The following is a 16,555-nucleotide window of genomic DNA, read 5'->3' as shown; positions in this document are numbered from 1 at the left end:
TCAGGCGGACGTGGAGGCGGGGGTGGGGGTTGGGGTGGGGTCGGCGTTGGGGAGGGGGGCTTTGTCGGCGCGGCGACGGCGTAGTTCGATGGGTAGGACTGCCAGGGCCACCAGGGCACCGATCGCGCCGATCAGGGCGAAGCCCCACGCCGGAGCGGTGGCGTCGATGACCGCGCCGGCCAGGGGGGCGCCGACGGCAGTGCCGATGGTGACCGCGGAGCCGTGCAGGCCCATCGCTTCGCCGCGGACGCTCGCCGGGGCCAGTCGGCTGACCGCGTCGGAGGTGGAGGCGATGGTCGGGGCGCAGACCAGGCCGGCGGGGATCAGGGCCAGCCCTAGCAGCCACCAGTGTGATCCGCCCAGGCCGACCGGGATGGTGAGCAGGCCCAGGGCGCCGATCAGGACGACCGGGGGGATCAAGCGGCGGGCCGCGCCGTAGGCGAAGCCGCCCACCAGCGAGGCGATCGCCCAGACCGCGAGCACCAGGCCGGTGAAGGCGGTGTCGTCGTTCTCCCGCAGGGTGGCGATGACGGCCACATCGCTGCCGCCCAGGACCAGGGTGGCTGCGGCGCTCACCGCGAACACGGCGACCAGCCGGGAGGTGAGCCACTGTCGGCGGGCCAGTCTGGGCTGGGGTCCGCTGGCCACCTCGCTGGCGCTGCGTACCGGGGGGTTGAGCAGCCACAGCAGCACACCGGAGGCGACGATGCCGGCACCGACCACGTAGAGGGTGAGCCGGGCCGAGATGGTGGTGACGCCGACCGTGGCCAGTGCCGGGCCGATCATGAAGGACAGTTCGACCGACATCGAGTCCAGGGCGTACGCCGGGCGTCGCTTCTCCAGCGGCACCAGGGCGGCGATGGACTGCCGGATCACCGAGAAGATCGGCAACGCCAGCAGGCCGGCCAGGAAGGCGGCCGGCAGCAACAGGGCGTACGAGAGCAGCGGCGCGCTGAACCAGAAGATCGCCTCGGCCACCACGGTGAGCACCAGTACGGGACGCAACCCACCGCGGTCCACCAGTCGGCCCAGCAGGGGAGCCCCGATCGCGGCACCGACCGTGATCGCTCCGCCGACCAGCCCGGCCGCACCGTAGCCGCGCCCCAGATCCTGCACGACGTAGAACGTCAGCGTGATCCCGGTAGCGGTCAACGGCACCCGGGCCAGGATCGCCACCAGCAGCAGCGACCGTAGACCGGGCAGGGCCAGGGCCTCCCGGTAAGGCTTCATGTTCACGTCGGTCCGTACCTCCGCCGGACATCCTCAGCCCGGGCGGGGGCGACCGCCAAACGATTAAGCCCTCATGCGGTCCCGATCACAGCGGTGCCTTCCAGGGTGATCCCGGCCCCCTCGAACGCCCGCAGCGCGACATCCAGGGTGTCCGGGGCCACGGCTGCGGTCAGGTCCAGCAGCACGGTGGTGGCGAAGCCCTCCCGGGCGGCGTCCAGGGCGGTGGCGCGTACGCAGTGGTCGGTGGCGATGCCGACCACGTCGACCCGGTCGACGTCATGCCGGCGCAGCCAGTCGGTCAGGGTCTCGCCGTCCTCGGCCTGGCCCTCGAAGCCGGAGTACGCGGCGGCGTACTCGCCCTTGTGAAAGATCGCCTCCACCCGATCGGTGGCCAGTTCGGGGTGGAACTCCGAGCCCGGGGTGCCGACCACGCAGTGCCGTGGCCAGGTGCTCACGAAGTCCGGCGGATCGCCGAAGTGCGTGCCGGGGTCGACGTGGTAATCCTTCGTCGCCACGACGTGATCCCACCGGTCCGGCTCGGCGGCCAGCAGTCGGGAGATCCCGGCGGCCACCCCCGCGCCACCGGCGACGGCCAGCGAACCGCCCTCACAGAAGTCCTTCTGCACGTCCACGATGATCAGGGCATTGGGCACGGAATCGCTCCTCATCACTGGGCCGGTACGACGGTGACCGGGATGGCGGGATCGCCTGCGGAGAGCTTCAGACCCTCCCACGGGATGGAGATCAGGCACTGCCGCAGGTGTTCCCGCGACTCGTCGAGGGTCGGCAGGGTCACCGTCTGGCCGCCGGTCACGTACGACCGTTGCAGCAACCGGTCGTGGGGCTGCCGGTCCGGCACCCCCTGCGGGACGATGATCTCCTCGGTGGCGGTGCCGGTCGGCTTGTGTCGGCGGACGGCGACCTTGCGCCCACCGATGGTGGCCTTCTGCTCGGATCGCTTGACCACCGGGCGTCCCTCGACCTCGACCAGCTTGTAGACCAGGCCGGCGGTCGGGGCTCCGGAGCCGGTCACCACGGAGGTGCCGGCGCCGTACATGTCGACCGGCTCGGCGGCCAGCGCCGCGATGGCGTACTCGTCTAGGTCACCGGAAACGATGATCTTGGTCTCGGTGGCGCCCAGGGAGTCCAGCAGCTCCCGGGACTGCTGGGCGATCACCGCCAGGTCACCGGAGTCGATCCGGACCGCCCGCAGCTGCGACCCGGCCACCTCGATCGCGTTGCGGATGCCCTGGCTGATGTCGTACGTGTCGACCAGCAGGGTGGTCTGACTGCCCAGCGTGGCGACCTGCGAGGCGAAGGCCGCCCGCTCGTCGTCGTGCAGCAGGGTGAAGGCGTGCGCGGCGGTGCCGGCGGTGGGGATGCCGTACCGCTGCCCGGCGGCCAGGTTGGAGGTGAACTGGAACCCGACCAGGTACGCCGAGCGGGCCGCCGCCACCGCGGCCTCCTCGTGGGCCCGCCGGGACCCCATCTCGATCAACGTCCGGCCCCGGGCCGCGGTCACCATCCGGGCCGCGGCGGCGGCCACCGCACAGTCGTAATTGAGCACCGACAACACCACCGTCTCCAGCACCACACACTCCGCGAAGGTGCCCGAGACGGTGAGGATGGGCGACCCGGGGAAGAACAGCTCGCCCTCGGCGTACCCGTCGATGTCGCCGGTGAACCGGTAGTCCGCCAGCCAGGCGGCGGCCTGCTCGTCCACCACCCCGGTACGCCGCAGGAAGTCGATCTCGGCCGGGTCGAAGCGGAACTCGCGGATCAGGTCGATCAGCCGGGCGGTGCCGGCGACCACCCCGTACCGGCGTCCGCTGGGCAACCGGCGGCTGAACACCTCGAACACGCACTGGCGGTGCGCGGTGCCGTCCCGTAGGGCGGCACTGACCATGGTCAGCTCGTAGTGGTCGGTCAACAACGCGGGACGAAGGGTGTGCACGACCTCAGCCTAGAGTTCAGCTGCTCGTCGTGCCGCCACGGCCCGGGATCGCCCGCAGGGCCGCCTTCAGCTCCGCCCGACCGGTCAGCCCGAGCTTGCCGTACACCCGTTGCAGGTGGTTCTCCACCGTCCGGGCGGACAGGAAGAGTCGCTCGGCGATGGCCCTGCTGGTCTCCCCCTCCGCCGCCAGCCGGGCCACCTCCCACTCCCGTTCGCTGAGCGCCGGGGTGGCCGCCCGCAGGGCCGGGGTCTGCACGGTGTCGCAGCAGCCGAGCAGGAAGGCCAGTCGCTCACCGGCCATGCCGATCTCCGGGGAGCGCCGCTGCCGCAGCAGGTGTACGGCGCCGGCGGCGGCCTCCGCACCCAGCAGGGCCAAGCCCCGGTCCAGGAAGCTGTCGGCCACCGAGAGCAGTTGCTCGGGTGAGCCCTCCACGGCGGCCCGGGCATGCCGGGCCAGCAGCGGGGGAAGGTCCCCGTCGATGCGCTCCGACAGCTCCGTCAACCGCTGGGCGACCGTACGCCGGTTGGCGTCGGAGCAGGTCGGCCCGGTCGCCGCCGGGGCCGCGCCGAGCCGCACCAGGTCGTGCAGGGCCAGGGCCTCGTGTCCGGCGAAACCGTCCGCGCGTAACCGGTCGACCAGCCCGTGCAGGTGGGCGACCGCACCGGGCAGGTCACCCGTGGCGGCCAGGGTGGCCGCCCGGGCCTGCTCCAGCCAGGGGTACAGCACCGCCATGCCGGGGGCGTGGGTGCGGTCGGCCTCGGCCATCGCCTCGACCGCCTGTCGGGCGTCGCCGCGCAGGGCGGCGGCCTGCGCCCGCTCGGCCTGGGCCAGTCCGGCGTAGACCCGGCTGGTCGCCAGGATCGCGCAGGCGCCCAGGGCGGCCCGCAGGGCGGTCTCGCTGCGCCCCCGCAGCCGTGCCGCGTACGCCCGCAGGATCGCCAGGTAGCCGCTGCCGAGCCGGAAGTCGCCCGCGTCGGCCAGGTCGGCGAACTCGTCCGCCACCAGCCGGTCGATGCCGGCCAGATCGCCGGAGAGGGCCAGCCGGGTGCCCCGGGCCAGCTCCACGGCCAGTTGCAGGTACGGCATGTCGGCCCGCCAACTGGCCGCCTTCGCCTGGACCAGGTCAACCGTGGTGGCGCTGCGGCACAGTTGGCCCTGCACGGCCTGGAGGTGGGCGATGGTGCACCGGGCCAGTTCCCGGGCGGCCGTGCCGGCCGCAGGTCGGTCCAGCACCCCCTGGGCGAGCCGCCGGGCGACCGGGGCCTCCAGCCGGTGCAGGCGCATGATGGCCTCGAAGGAGTGGATCCGGGCCTTGGCGGCGAGGTCGGTCAGACGGGCCCCGCGCCGGGCGATCTCCTCCACGGTGGACTCCTGGCTGAGCCCCCAGTAGCTGACCATGCCCCGGGCGGTCAGCCAGCGGCTGAGTCGCTCCTCGTCCTCCTCCTCGGGGGCCGCCGCGTCGAGCACCCCGAGGGCCTCGGCCGGCCGGTCGGCGAACATCAGGATGGTGGCCAGCAGTTCGGCCGCGTGGAAACCCCCGTCGGCCGCCAGCGCCGCGCGGGCCAGCCGGGTGGCCAGCGGTACGTCGTACCGGGCGAACGCCTGCTCGGCGGCGTTGACCAGCATCGACGGGTCCTGGGCGGTGCCGGAGTCCAGCCGCCACACGGCCACCCGGAGCAGATCCTCCCGGCGTCGTTTGCCGGCCCCCTCCAGCAGGGCGGCCAGTTCCGCGTGCAACCGGCGGGTCCGGCTGACCGGGCACTGTCGGCGTACCACCTCGCCGTAGAGCGGGTGAGCCAGTCGGACGTCCAGCCGCCGGTCGGACCGGACCATGGTGATCAGGCCGCGTTCCTCGGCGGTCTCCACGGCGGTGTGGTCGGCGGCCGTGTCGAGCAACCGCAGCCCCAGCGGCTCCCCGAAGGCGACCAACTCGACCACGGCCCGGACCTCGGGACTCAGCCGACCGATCCGGACGTCGATCAGATCGGTGAGGCTGGGTGCCAGCTCCAGGCGTCCGGTCCAGGTCCAGATGCCGTACCGGGGGGTTAGTTCCCCGCTGCCCTGGGCGGCGTGCACCAGCTCGCGCAGCAGCAGCGGGTTTCCGGCGCTGAGCCGGCCCAGCCGGTCCGCCGAGCCGTCATCGACCGGGCCACCGAGGATGGCGGCTAGCAGCCCGGCGGTCTCGGTCGGCGCCAGTGGGCTCAGCTCGGCGTGCTCCACCAGGCCGTCGGTCCACAGTGCCCGGATCGGCACCGGGATCTGTTCACCGTCGCGCAGGGTGCCCACCACGCAGGCGTTCTCGGCGCGGGCCACCAGGTGCACCAGGGCGGCCGAGGGTGGATCCAACAGGTGGGCGTCGTCGACCGCGAGCACGATCCGCCGGCCGGTGGCCTCCTGCTGCAACGTCTCCACCGCCCAGCGCAGGATCCCGGCCGGTGGCAGCCCCGAGGGCTGCTCGACGGCGAGGATCTGCACCAGGCCACCGAAGGGGATGGCCGCGGTGGTGGCGCCGGCCGCGATCCACCAGACCGCGTAGTCCTCGGCGGGCAGGGCGTGTACCCCCTCCCGCAGCAGCCGACTCTTGCCGATCCCGGCGCTGCCGGTGAAGAACACTCCCCGCGCCGGTGTACCGGTCACCGCGGCCCGTAGGCGGTCGAGTTCCATCGTGCGGCCCACGAACCTCCAGGGAGTCATCCGCGCAGCATATCGACGTGCCTGCTTTCCGGCCGGTGGCCGCAAAGGGCGAGGTCGGGGTGTCCGGGCGGGCTGTTGAAGCTCCCTCCGGCGTTCCGGTTCCTCGGTTGCGCCGATCCGGTGGCACGATGGGGGGCATGGCGGCTCCGCAGGTTGCACCGGTCGAGACCCCGGACACCGATGAGGTGCCGGCTTCGGACCGGCCGTGGGTGACGATCGTGTGGGACGACCCGGTCAATCTGATGAGCTATGTGACCTGGGTGTTCCAGAAGCTTTTCGGCTACAGCCGGGAGAAGGCCGAGCAACTCATGCTGGACGTGCATCACAAGGGCAAGGCCGTGGTCTCCAGCGGCGCCCGGGAACGTATGGAACATGACGCCTCGCAGTTGCACGCCTACGGGCTCTGGGCGACGGTGGAGCGGTCGTGAGCATGTTCCGCCGCCGGGGGGACCGGTACGTCGCCACCTTCGCCGTCGACGAGGTACGGGTGCTGCGCAAGGTCGCCTCCGAGGTGGTCGGCCTGCTCACGGACGGGTTCGACCACGCCGATCCGGTGGTCTGTCGGCTTTTCCCCGATGTGTACCCGGATGACGCCGCCGGGACCGCGGAGTTCCGCCGCTACACCGAGGGGGACCTGAAGACCGCGAAGATCGACCAGGCCGGGGCGATCCTGGCCGCCCTGCCCGGCGAGGGCGGCGGCGAGGTACGCCTGGACGCCGAGGCGGCCGAGGCCTGGCTGCGGGCCCTCAACGACGCCCGGCTGGCGATGGGGGTACGGCTGGAGATCAAGGACGGCACGGACCTGGGTGCCGAGCTGGACGACGCGGTGGCCGAGGATCCCTCCTCCAGCCGGGTGTTCCAGCTTTCGGTCTACGCCTACCTGGGCTATCTCCAGGAATCCCTGCTCAACGCCTTGATCGAGTGACTGTGACCAGCGCCGCCTCGCATAGCGTCAGCGACGGGCGCTAGGCTTGGCGGCGTGCTGAGCATCGACCGGTCGATCGTTGACGCGATCGTGGCCCACGCTCGTCGGGATCACCCCGACGAGGCCTGTGGCGTGGTCGCCGGTCCGGTCGGCAGTGACACGCCGACCCGGCACATCCCGATGGAGAACGCCGCCCGCTCGATGACCTTCTACGAGTTCGACTCGATGGAGCAGCTGCGGGTCTGGCGGGAGATGGACGATCGGGACGAGGAGCCCGTCGTCATCTACCACTCGCACACCGCCACGGAGGCGTACCCCTCGCGGACGGACATCGCCTTCGCCGGTGAGCCGGGCGCTCACTACCTGCTCGTCTCCACCCGGGAACCGGACACCGAGGAGATCCGCTCCTTCCGCATCGTGGACGGGGTGGTGACCGAGGAGCCGGTGCGGATTCTCGACGCCGGGGTGGATCCGCACGCCGTGCAGTCCTACATGTTCGGGCAGAGCCCGGCGACGGTCGACTACGAGTGTTCGGGCAACTGATCCCAGCCCCGCACACCCTTTTCCGGCACGTCACCGCGCACACCTGATCAAGGAGTAAGACATCATGGCCATCGAGGTTCGCATCCCCACCATCCTGCGCAGCTACACCGGCGGCGCGAAGGTCGTCGAGGGCAGCGGAGACACCCTGAGTGACCTGCTCGCCGACCTGGACTCCCGGCACGCCGGGCTGCGGGGGCGGCTGGTCACCGAGGCGGGTGCCCTGCACCGCTTCGTCAACGTCTACGTCAACGACGAGGACGTACGCTTCCTCGGCGCCCTGGACGCCAAGCTCTCCGACGGCGACAGCGTGACCATCCTGCCGGCCGTGGCCGGCGGCGCGTTCGGCTTCGCCGCCGCCGCGGCGATCGCGCAGCACAGCCGTACCTCCGTCACCGCCCGCTGAGGCTAGCGGCGATGGCGCGGTACGACAGCCTGCTGGACGCCTGCGGCGGCACACCCCTGGTGGGCCTGCCCCGACTGTCGCCGACGGTGCCCGAGGGGGCGCCGCCGGTGCGGCTGTGGGCCAAGCTGGAGGACCGCAACCCGACCGGTAGCGTCAAGGACCGGGCGGCGCTGTTCATGGTCCGGGCCGCCGAGGAGGCCGGCCGGCTCCGTCCGGGCGACACCATCCTGGAACCGACCAGCGGCAACACCGGCATCTCCCTGGCCATGGTGGCCAAGCTGCGCGGCTACCGGCTGGTCTGTGTGATGCCGGAGAACGTCTCCACCGAGCGGGTGCAGTTGCTCCGGATGTACGGCGCGGAGATCATCTTCTCCCCGGCGGCCGGCGGCTCGAACCAGGCGGTGGCCACCGCCAAGCAGATCTCCACGGAGCACCCGGACTGGGTGATGCTCTACCAGTACGGCAACGAGGCCAACGCGCGGGCCCACTACGAGACGACCGGCCCGGAGCTGCTGCGCGACCTGCCGACGATCACCCACTTCGTGGCCGGACTGGGCACCACCGGCACCCTGATGGGGACCGGGCGTTACCTGCGGGAGAAGGTCGAGGGCATCCAGATCGTGGCCGCCGAGCCGCGGTACGGGGAGCTGGTCTACGGCCTGCGCAACATCGACGAGGGGTACGTCCCGGAGCTCTACGACGCCACCGTGCTCAACCGACGGTTCTCGGTGGGTACCCGGGACGCCGTGCTGCGGACCCGGCAGCTGGTCGAGGTCGAGGGGTTGTTCGTCGGCTTCTCCACCGGCGCGGTGCTGCACGCGGCGTTGGCCGTGGCGCACGAGGCGGTCCGCGACGGTCGCCGCGCCGATGTGGCCTTCGTGGTCAGTGACGGCGGCTGGAAGTACCTCAGCACCGGGGCCTACGGCGGCACCCTGGCCGATGCCGAGGAGGCCCTGGAGGGGCAGCTCTGGGCCTGACCCGGAGCGGTCGATGACGGACCCGAGGGCCATCGGCGACACGCCGGTGGCCCTCGCCGCGTCGGCCCTAGCTGACTGGCCACTCAGCCAACCCGGACTCGATCGGACGGCCCGAGCGGGTGTCACGTTGATGACAACTTCGAGCGGATCATTCTTGCCCTCGCATCAGCGGGCGTAGGCTGCGCAGCGTGGCGTACGCGTCGGTTGTGATCACCACCGGAGCGGTGGCCCGGAGAATCACCACCTACCGTGACAGCGAGACAACTCGATGCGACTGACCGTCCTGGGCTGTGCGGGCAGCTTCCCCGGACCCGAGTCCCCCTGTTCGGCCTATCTGATCGAGGCCGAGGACTTCCGGCTTCTGATCGATTTCGGCCCGGGCTCGCTGTCCACCCTGCAGCGTTACGCCGGGCTGCACGCCCCCGACGCGATCCTGCTGTCCCACCTGCACTGCGATCACATCCTCGACGCCGCCTCCTACGTGGTGGTCCGCCGGTACGCCCCGGACGGCCCCTACCCGCCGTTGCCGGTGTACGCCCCGGCCGGTGCCCCGGAGCGGCTGGCCGCCGCCTACGGGCAGGGGGACAGCGCGGTGGAGGACGTCTACCAGTTCTACGCCCTGGAACCCGGCACCTTCCCGATCGGCCCCTTCACGGTCACGGTCGACCGGGTGCAGCACCCCATCGAGACCTACGGGGTACGGCTGGAGCACGAGGGCAAGGTGCTGTGCTACTCCGGGGACACCGCCCCCTGCGAGACCCTGGTGCGGCTGGCCCAGAACGCGGACGCCTTCCTCTGCGAGGCCAGCTACCTGGACGGGGTGGACAACCCACCGGATCTGCACCTCACCGGCCGGGAGGCCGGCGAGGCGGCGGCCAAGGCGGGGGTCGGGCGGCTGCTGCTGACCCATCTGGTGGCCGCCTGGGGCAGCGAGGCACACACCGTGGCCGCCGCCGCCGGCGCGTACTCCGGGCCGCTGGAAGTGGTCCGCCCGGGCGCCACGTACGACATCTGAGCCGTCGGGCGGGCACCCGGGGACGCTTCGATCACGACACCGCATAGGGTGCAGGGATGGCGCGACCTGATGGGCGGCAGCCCGACCAACTCCGTCCGGTGACCCTCACCCGAGGCTGGAGTACCCACCCCGAGGGATCGGTGCTGGTGGAGTTCGGTGCCACCCGGGTGCTCTGCACGGCCAGCGTCACCGAGGGGGTGCCCCGCTGGCGGCGCGGTTCCGGGCTGGGCTGGGTCACCGCGGAGTACGCGATGCTGCCCCGGGCCACCAACACCCGCTCGGACCGGGAGAGCATCAAGGGCAAGGTCGGTGGGCGCACCCACGAGATCTCCCGACTGATCGGTCGCAGTCTGCGGGCGGCCATCGACCTCAAGGCCCTCGGCGAGAACTCCATCGTGCTCGACTGCGACGTGCTCCAGGCCGACGGGGGCACCCGGACCGCCGCGATCACCGGGGCGTACGTGGCCCTGCACGACGCGGTCAGTTGGCTGGCCGCGCGCAAGGCCCTGACCGGCACCCCGGAGAAGGTGATGCACCGGTCGGTGGCCGCGATCAGTGTCGGGATCATCGGCGGCGAGCCCCGGCTGGATCTGTGCTACGAGGAGGATGTGGCCGCCGAGGTCGACATGAACGTGGTCTGCACCGGCACCGGGGACTTCGTCGAGGTGCAGGGCACCGGTGAGGCCGGTGTGTTCGCCCGAGACCAGTTGGACGCCCTGCTAGACCTGGCCGTCCTCGGCTGCCTGGACCTGGCCGAAGCCCAGCGGAAGGCTCTGTCCCTCCTGTGAAGCGCGAGGAGTGAGCTTGCGAGCCCCGCAGTCGCGAACGAAAGGTGACTCATGAACAAGGTGCTGCTCGCCACCCGGAACCGTAAGAAGCTCATCGAGTTGCAGCGCATCCTCGACGGTGCCCTGGGTGCCCACCGGATCGCCCTGATCGGGCTGGACGACGTCGAGGCGTACCCGGAGTTGCCGGAGACCGGGCTGACCTTCGGGGAGAACGCGCTGATCAAGGCGAGGGAGGGGTGCCGCCGTACCGGCCTGCCGACGATCGCGGACGACTCCGGGCTGGCGGTGGACGCCCTCAACGGGATGCCGGGGGTGTTCAGCGCCCGCTGGGCCGGTCGGCACGGCAACGACGAGGCCAACCTGCAACTGGTGCTGGACCAGGTAGCCGACGTGCCGGACGAGCACCGGGGGGCCTCCTTCGTGTGCACGGTGGCCCTGGTGCTGCCCGGTGGCAAGGAGCATCTGGTGGACGGCCGGCAGCAGGGTCGGCTGCTGCGCGCCCCGCGCGGCGACGGTGGCTTCGGCTACGACCCGATCTTCCTGGGCGACGGCCAGGACCGCACCAACGCCGAGTTGACCCCGCAGGAGAAGGACGCCATCAGCCACCGCGGCAAGGCCCTGCGCGAACTGGCCGCCCTGGTGGCCAAGGTCCTCTGACTCCGCAGACGGCTAGTCGAGGTCGCCGATCGCCTGCTCGATGGTGGTGCGGAGGGCGGGGGTGGCTACCACCTCGCGGGCGGCCTCCATCACCGGCGCGAGGAAGACGTCCGGGCCGGGCGGGCCGGCGATCTCGCCCAGGGCGGCGATGGCCGCCCGGCCGGCGGGCGAGGGGGTCAGCGGGGCCCGCAGTTGCAGTCCGCGTACGGCGGCCAGCAGCTCCACCGCCAGCAGGCTGGTCAGGTTGTCCAGCACGGTACGCAGCTTCTTGGCCGCCGCCCAGCCCATCGAGACATGGTCCTCCTGCATCCCACTGGTGGGCAGGGAGTCCACCGAGGCCGGTGCGGCCAGTCGACGGTTCTCCGCGACGATCCCGGCCGCGGTGTACTGGGCGATCATCAGCCCGGAGTTCACCCCGGCATCGGGGGACAGGAAGGCCGGCAGGTCACGGGAGCGGGTCACGTCCAGCAGCCGGTCCACCCGGCGCTCGGCGATCGCACCGACCTCGGCGGCGGCGATGGCCAGGAAGTCCGCGGCGAAGCCGAGCGGGGCGCCGTGGAAGTTGCCGGTCGACTCGACCCGGCCGTCCGGCAGCACCACCGGGTTGTCCACCACCGACAGCAGTTCCCGGGCAGCCACCGTACGCGCGAAGTCCAGGGTGTCCCGGGCCGCGCCGGCCACCTGCGGGGCGCACCGCATCGAGTAGGCGTCCTGCACCGCGTGGGTCACGTCGGCGCGGTGTGAGTCCATCACCGCCGAGTCCTGCAACAACCGGTGGATGTTGGCCGCGGAGAGGCCCTGCCCGGGGTGCGGGCGGATGGTGTGCAACTCCGGCAGGAAGGGCCGGTCCGAGCCGAGCATCGCCTCGATGGCCAGCGCGGCGGTCACGTCGGCCATGGTGAACAGGTGGGCCGCGTCGTGGATGGCCAGCAGCAGCATGCCGAGCATGCCGTCGGTGCCGTTGATCAGCGCCAGCCCTTCCTTGGCGGCCAGCTCGATCGGGGCCAGCCCGGCCCGGCGCAGGGCCTCGGCGGCGGGCTGCCGCTGACCCTCCGGACCCAGCACCCAGCCCTCGCCCAGCAGCACCAGCGCGCAGTGCGCCAGGGGGGCCAGGTCACCGGAGGCGCCCAGCGAACCGTGCTCCGGCACCCAGGGGGTGACCTCGTGGTTGAGCAGGTCCACCAAGGCGGAGGCGACCAGCGGGCGGACCCCGGAGTGCCCCAGGGCCAGCGAGCGGACCCGCAGCAGCATCATCGCCCGCACCACCTCCCGGGGCATGGGTTCGCCGATGCCGGCGGCGTGCGAGCGGATCAGGGCGTGCTGCAACTCGGCGCGACGTTCGGGGGCCACGAAGGTGTTGGCCAACGCCCCGAAGCCGGTGGAGACGCCGTACACCGGACGACCGGCGGCCTCGATGCCGTCCACGATGGACCGGCTGGTGGCCATGGCCGCCAGGGTGGCCGGGTCGAGGACGACCTTGGCGGTGCCCCGGGCCACGGCTAGCACGTCGGCGGGAGAGTTCCCGGTGGGCTGAATGGTCACGGTCATCGCGGTACTCCGTTGTGCAGGACCTGGCGGATCAGGGGCACCCCCGGCCGGTAGGCCAGGTGCAGGTGGGACGGGGCGTCGAGGATGATCAGGTCGGCTCGGGCGCCGGGCCGCAGCACCCCGATGTCGTCGCGGCGCAGGGCCCGCGCGCCACCGGCGGTCGCCGCCCACACCGCCTCCGCCGGGGTCATCCCCATCTCGCGTACGGCCAGCGCGATGCAGAACGGCATCGAGGAGGTGTACGAGGAACCGGGGTTGCAGTCGGTCGCCAGGGCCACGGTGACCCCGGCGTCGAGCAGCCGACGGGCGTCCGGGTAGGGCGACCGGGTGGAGAACTCCGCCCCGGGCAGCAGGGTGGCCACCGTGGCGGTCTGCCCGTCGGCCCTCCTCGTCGAGGCCAGGGCCTCGATGTCGGCCTCGGTCAGGTGGGTGCAGTGGTCCACACTGGCCGCGCCGAGCTCCACCCCGAGTCGCACCCCCGGGCCGGGGCCGAGCTGGTTGGCGTGCACCCGTGCGCCGAGCCCCAGAGCCTGTCCACAGGCGAGGATCGCCCGGGTGTGGTCGGCGTCGAAGGCGCCCCGCTCGCAGAACACGTCGATCCAGCGGGCGTACGGCGCGGCGGCGGTCAGCATCGGCCCGCACACCAGCCCGACGTACTCGTCGGGGCGGTCGGCGTACTCGGCCGGCACCACGTGCGCGCCCAGGAAGGTGGTCTCCTCGCTGAACTCGGCGGCGATCCGCAGGGAGCGGGCCTCGTCGGCGACGGTCAGGCCGTACCCACTCTTGATCTCGATCGTGGTGGTGCCCTGCCGCAGCGCCTCGGCGTGCAGCCGGCGCACGGTGGCGCGCAGTTCCTCGTCGGAGGCGGCGCGGGTGGCACCCACCGTGGTGCGGATGCCCCCACCGGTGTACGGCTGCCCGGCCATCCGGGCGGCGAACTCGGCGGCCCGGTCCCCGGCGAAGACCAGGTGGGCGTGGCTGTCCACGAACCCGGGCAGCACCGCCGCGCCCTCGGCGTCGATCCGCCGGTCGGCGTTCGGGGCGTCGCCGTCGGGCCCCACCCAGACGATCTCCCCCTGCTCGATGAGCACGGCCGCCCGCCGCCGCAGCCCCAGCGGCCCGCCCTCACCGGTGCCGGCCACATTGGTGACCAGCTCACCGATGTTGTGGACCAGCAGGCTGCCGACGGCGTGCCGGCCTCTGTTCGCGACTGCGGGGCTCGCAAGCTCACTCCTCGCGCTCACGGTGTCACCTCCGCTATGGCGTCGGCCAGTTCCTGCGGTACGTCGACCGTCAGGTGGCGGCCGTCGCGGACCACTACCCGCCCCTCCACCACCACCTGCGTGATGTCGGCTGCCCCGGCGGCGAACCAGACCCCGGCCGGAGCCACCCCGGCGGTGCGTACGCTGTCCAGCCGTACGGTGACCAGGTCGGCGCGGTCACCGACCGCGATCCGCCCGGCGTCGGTCCAGCCCAGTGCGGCATGTCCGGCCGCACTCGCCGCCTGCATCAGCTCCGCCGGGGCGAAATGCCCCCGCTTGCGGGTCCGCAGCCGCTCGTCCAACTCGACCGCGCGGGCCTCCTCGAAGAGGTCGATCACGGCATGGCTGTCGCTGCCCAGGCTCAGCGGGGTGCCGGCGTCGGCCATCCGGCGGGCCGGGCCGATGCCGTCGGCCAGGTCCCGTTCCGTGGTCGGGCAGAGGCAGACCCCGGTCCGGCTCTCCCCGAGCAGGCTCACATCGCCGCTGGTCGGATGGGTGGCGTGCACCGCCGTGGTGGCCGGACCGAGGATCCCGTGGTCGGCCAGCAGCCCGGTCGGGGTACGCCCGTGCACCGCCCGGCAGGCGTCGTTCTCAGCCGGCTGCTCCGACAGGTGCACATGCAGCGGCGCGTCCCGCCGGTGCGCCCAACCGGCCACGGTGGCCAGCTGCTCGGCGGGTACCGCCCGCACCGAGTGGATCGCCGCCCCGAGCCGGGCGTGCTCCCCCTCGGGGGTGAAGGCGGTGACCCGGTCGGCCCAGCGCAGCGCGTCCCCGTCGCCGAAGCGCAGCTGGGCCCCGGTCAACGGCCGGCCGTCCACCGAGGCGGTCAGGTAGCAGGTGTCCAGCAGGGTCAGCCGGATCCCGGCGTGCGCCGCCGCCTCGACCAGCGCCGCGCTCATCGCGTTCGGGTCCTCGTACGGGGTGCCCCCAGGGCCGTGGTGCAGGTAGTGGAACTCCCCGACGCAGGTGATCCCGGCCAGGGCCATCTCGGCGTAGACCGCCCGGGCCAGGGCCAGGTAGGAGTCCGGGTTCAGGCGGGTGGTCACCGCGTACATCCGGTCCCGCCAGCTCCAGAAGTCGCCCCGCCCACCGTGGGTGTGCCCGCGCAGGGCCCGGTGGAAGGCGTGCGAGTGGGCGTTGGCCAGGCCGGGCAGGGTCAGCCCGGGCAGCCGTACCGCGTCGGCCAGCACGTCCACCCCGGCGTGCGGCGGGCCGCCCGGCGACAGCGGGGTGACCCCGGTGATCCGACCCTTCACGGTCTCGATCAGCACCTCCGGGGTGGGTTCGGCCTGCTCGGGCAGCCAGGCGTACTCCGCCAGCCAGCGCATCACCGACATGCCAGCTCCTGCAACACCCGGGCCAGGGCGACCACCCCGGCGGCGCAGTCGGGGTCGTCGGCCGACTCGGCGGGGGAGTGCGAGACCCCGGTGGGGTTGCGGACGAAGAGCATCGCGGTCGGCACCTGGGCCGCCAGCACCCCGGCGTCGTGGCCCGCTCCGGTGGGCAGCACCGGGGCCTCCAGCAGCCGGGCCAGCCGGTCGGTCAGCCCGTGGTCGAAGGCCACCAGGGGGGTGGCCGACTCCTCGGTCAGGGCCACCTCGGTCCCGTCGCGGCGGGCCCGCTCGACGGCCTTGGCCCGGACCGCCTCCACCAGACCGGTGAGGGTCTGTGGCTCGGCGGCGCGGGCGTCCAGCCAGCCGGTCACCCGGGAGGGGATGGCGTTGGTGGCGTTCGGCTCGACGGTCACCCGGCCCACGGTGGCGTGGGCGTCGCGCAGCCGGGCCTCCTTGTTGGCGGCCAGCACCGTGAAGGCGTACGTCAGCATGGGGTCACGGCGGTCGGCCATCCGGGTCGTACCGGCGTGGTTTCCTTCGCCGGTGAAGTCGAAGCGCCAGCGGCCGTGCGGCCAGATGGCGCTGGCCACCCCCACCGGGGCGTTTTGATCGACCAGGGCCCGGCCCTGCTCCACATGCAGCTCCACGAAGGCGCCGAAGCGACCCACCAGGGCCGGGTCGGCGCCCGCCGGGCGGGCCCCCAGCGCCTCGGCGAAGCTCACCCCGGCCGCGTCCCGCAAGGCAGCCGCCCGCTCCACCTCGATCTGCCCGGTGAGCAGCCGGGACCCCAGGCAGGGTACGCCGAAGCGGGCCCCCTCCTCCTCGACGAAGGCGGCGACGACCAGCGGCCGGTCCGGGGTGACCCCGGTGGCCCGCAGCTCGTCCACGGCCAGCCAGGCGCTGACGATGCCCAGTGGCCCGTCGTAGCCCCCGCCGTGCGGCACGGAGTCGAAGTGGCTGCCGGTCAGCACGGCCTCGCTGCCGTCGGGATCCCCCCACCAGGCGAACAGGTTGCCGTTGCCGTCCTCGGCGACCGGCATGCCCCGCTGGTCGGCCTGGGCCCGGAACCACTCCCGCAGCCGCAGCTCCGGCTCGGTCAGGGCGTAGCGCAGGTAGCCCCCGCTGCGCGGGTCGCGGCCGATCGGCGCGATCTCGTCCCACAGCCTGCGGAACCCGTTAAGAAGGGGCCCTTCCTCTACCGTATGCGTTAACAAGGGGCCCTTC

Annotated in this window: 16 protein-coding genes; 8 read left to right on the top strand and 8 right to left on the bottom strand. The window is 72.6% G+C overall.

The genetic code is table 11. The annotated features are described in order from the left end of the window. From ACGFIK_RS02970 to ACGFIK_RS02955, 4 genes are all read right to left on the bottom strand, one after another. Entirely contained in the window at nt 1-1,230 is a 1,230-nt protein-coding gene (locus ACGFIK_RS02970; protein WP_327022480.1) for an MFS transporter, read from the bottom strand. Between the two features lie 71 nt (nt 1,231-1,301). Further along, nucleotides 1,302-1,883 carry an isochorismatase family protein gene (locus ACGFIK_RS02965; RefSeq protein ID WP_327022479.1) on the bottom strand — a complete coding sequence of 194 codons (582 nt, stop codon included), beginning with the start codon at nt 1,881-1,883 and terminating at the stop codon, nt 1,302-1,304. 14 nt (nt 1,884-1,897) lie between these two features. Then, the gene (locus ACGFIK_RS02960) at nt 1,898-3,184 is read right to left on the bottom strand and encodes a nicotinate phosphoribosyltransferase (protein ID WP_327022478.1); all 1,287 of its coding nucleotides are present in this window, start codon (nt 3,182-3,184) and stop codon (nt 1,898-1,900) included. 16 nt (nt 3,185-3,200) lie between these two features. Beyond that, nucleotides 3,201-5,879 (bottom strand): LuxR C-terminal-related transcriptional regulator, encoded by a 2,679-nt coding sequence (locus ACGFIK_RS02955; RefSeq protein WP_393337355.1) that lies wholly within the window; start codon nt 5,877-5,879, stop codon nt 3,201-3,203. Between the two features lie 137 nt (nt 5,880-6,016). Here ACGFIK_RS02955 and clpS point away from each other — a divergent pair, with 137 nt between their 5' ends. The 8 genes from clpS to rdgB all read left to right on the top strand — a co-directional run bounded on the left by clpS (nt 6,017) and on the right by rdgB (nt 11,187). Continuing rightward, nucleotides 6,017-6,307, top strand: a complete 291-nt coding sequence (clpS, locus tag ACGFIK_RS02950; protein ID WP_327022476.1) for an ATP-dependent Clp protease adapter ClpS — start codon at nt 6,017-6,019, stop codon at nt 6,305-6,307. A gap of 2 nt (nt 6,308-6,309) precedes the next feature. Then, nucleotides 6,310-6,804 (top strand): DUF2017 domain-containing protein, encoded by a 495-nt coding sequence (locus ACGFIK_RS02945; RefSeq protein ID WP_327027248.1) that lies wholly within the window; start codon nt 6,310-6,312, stop codon nt 6,802-6,804. Between the two features lie 54 nt (nt 6,805-6,858). Then, nucleotides 6,859-7,347: a M67 family metallopeptidase gene (locus ACGFIK_RS02940; protein WP_357528708.1), complete on the top strand. Its 489-nt coding sequence runs from the start codon at nt 6,859-6,861 to the stop codon at nt 7,345-7,347. A 64-nt stretch (nt 7,348-7,411) separates the two neighbouring features. Further along, nucleotides 7,412-7,750, top strand: a complete 339-nt coding sequence (locus ACGFIK_RS02935; protein ID WP_327022473.1) for a MoaD family protein — start codon at nt 7,412-7,414, stop codon at nt 7,748-7,750. A gap of 11 nt (nt 7,751-7,761) precedes the next feature. Further along, entirely contained in the window at nt 7,762-8,727 is a 966-nt protein-coding gene (locus ACGFIK_RS02930; RefSeq protein ID WP_393337351.1) for a PLP-dependent cysteine synthase family protein, read from the top strand. Nucleotides 8,728-8,995: 268 nt separating this feature from the next. Next, entirely contained in the window at nt 8,996-9,742 is a 747-nt protein-coding gene (locus ACGFIK_RS02925; RefSeq protein ID WP_327022471.1) for an MBL fold metallo-hydrolase, read from the top strand. Nucleotides 9,743-9,798: 56 nt separating this feature from the next. Then, nucleotides 9,799-10,530: a ribonuclease PH gene (rph, locus tag ACGFIK_RS02920; RefSeq protein ID WP_327022470.1), complete on the top strand. Its 732-nt coding sequence runs from the start codon at nt 9,799-9,801 to the stop codon at nt 10,528-10,530. Between the two features lie 51 nt (nt 10,531-10,581). Continuing rightward, nucleotides 10,582-11,187, top strand: coding sequence for an RdgB/HAM1 family non-canonical purine NTP pyrophosphatase (gene rdgB, locus ACGFIK_RS02915; RefSeq protein WP_327022469.1), 606 nt, complete (start codon nt 10,582-10,584; stop codon nt 11,185-11,187). Nucleotides 11,188-11,199: 12 nt separating this feature from the next. On the opposite strand, the gene hutH is transcribed toward rdgB, so the two are convergent. From hutH to ACGFIK_RS02895, 4 genes are read right to left on the bottom strand one after another with little or no spacing between them, the layout of a single operon-like run. Continuing rightward, nucleotides 11,200-12,735, bottom strand: a complete 1,536-nt coding sequence (gene hutH / locus ACGFIK_RS02910; protein ID WP_393337346.1) for a histidine ammonia-lyase — start codon at nt 12,733-12,735, stop codon at nt 11,200-11,202. Then, the gene (gene hutI, locus ACGFIK_RS02905) at nt 12,732-13,979 is read right to left on the bottom strand and encodes an imidazolonepropionase (RefSeq protein ID WP_393337343.1); all 1,248 of its coding nucleotides are present in this window, start codon (nt 13,977-13,979) and stop codon (nt 12,732-12,734) included. Before hutI ends, hutH begins: the two co-directional genes overlap by 4 nt. Beyond that, nucleotides 13,976-15,328: a formimidoylglutamate deiminase gene (locus ACGFIK_RS02900; protein ID WP_327027247.1), complete on the bottom strand. Its 1,353-nt coding sequence runs from the start codon at nt 15,326-15,328 to the stop codon at nt 13,976-13,978. The genes hutI and ACGFIK_RS02900 overlap by 4 nt, the downstream gene beginning before the upstream one ends. Continuing rightward, nucleotides 15,325-16,545, bottom strand: coding sequence for an allantoate amidohydrolase (locus tag ACGFIK_RS02895; RefSeq protein WP_393337340.1), 1,221 nt, complete (start codon nt 16,543-16,545; stop codon nt 15,325-15,327). Before ACGFIK_RS02895 ends, ACGFIK_RS02900 begins: the two co-directional genes overlap by 4 nt. Between the last annotated feature and the right edge of the window lie 10 nt (nt 16,546-16,555).

Origin of the sequence: Micromonospora sp. NPDC048871, assembly GCF_043198155.1 — a bacterium.
Lineage (GTDB): Bacteria > Actinomycetota > Actinomycetes > Mycobacteriales > Micromonosporaceae > Micromonospora.
The sequence above is the reverse complement of the archived record's forward strand: the minus strand, read 5'-3'. Positions and strand labels throughout refer to the sequence as shown.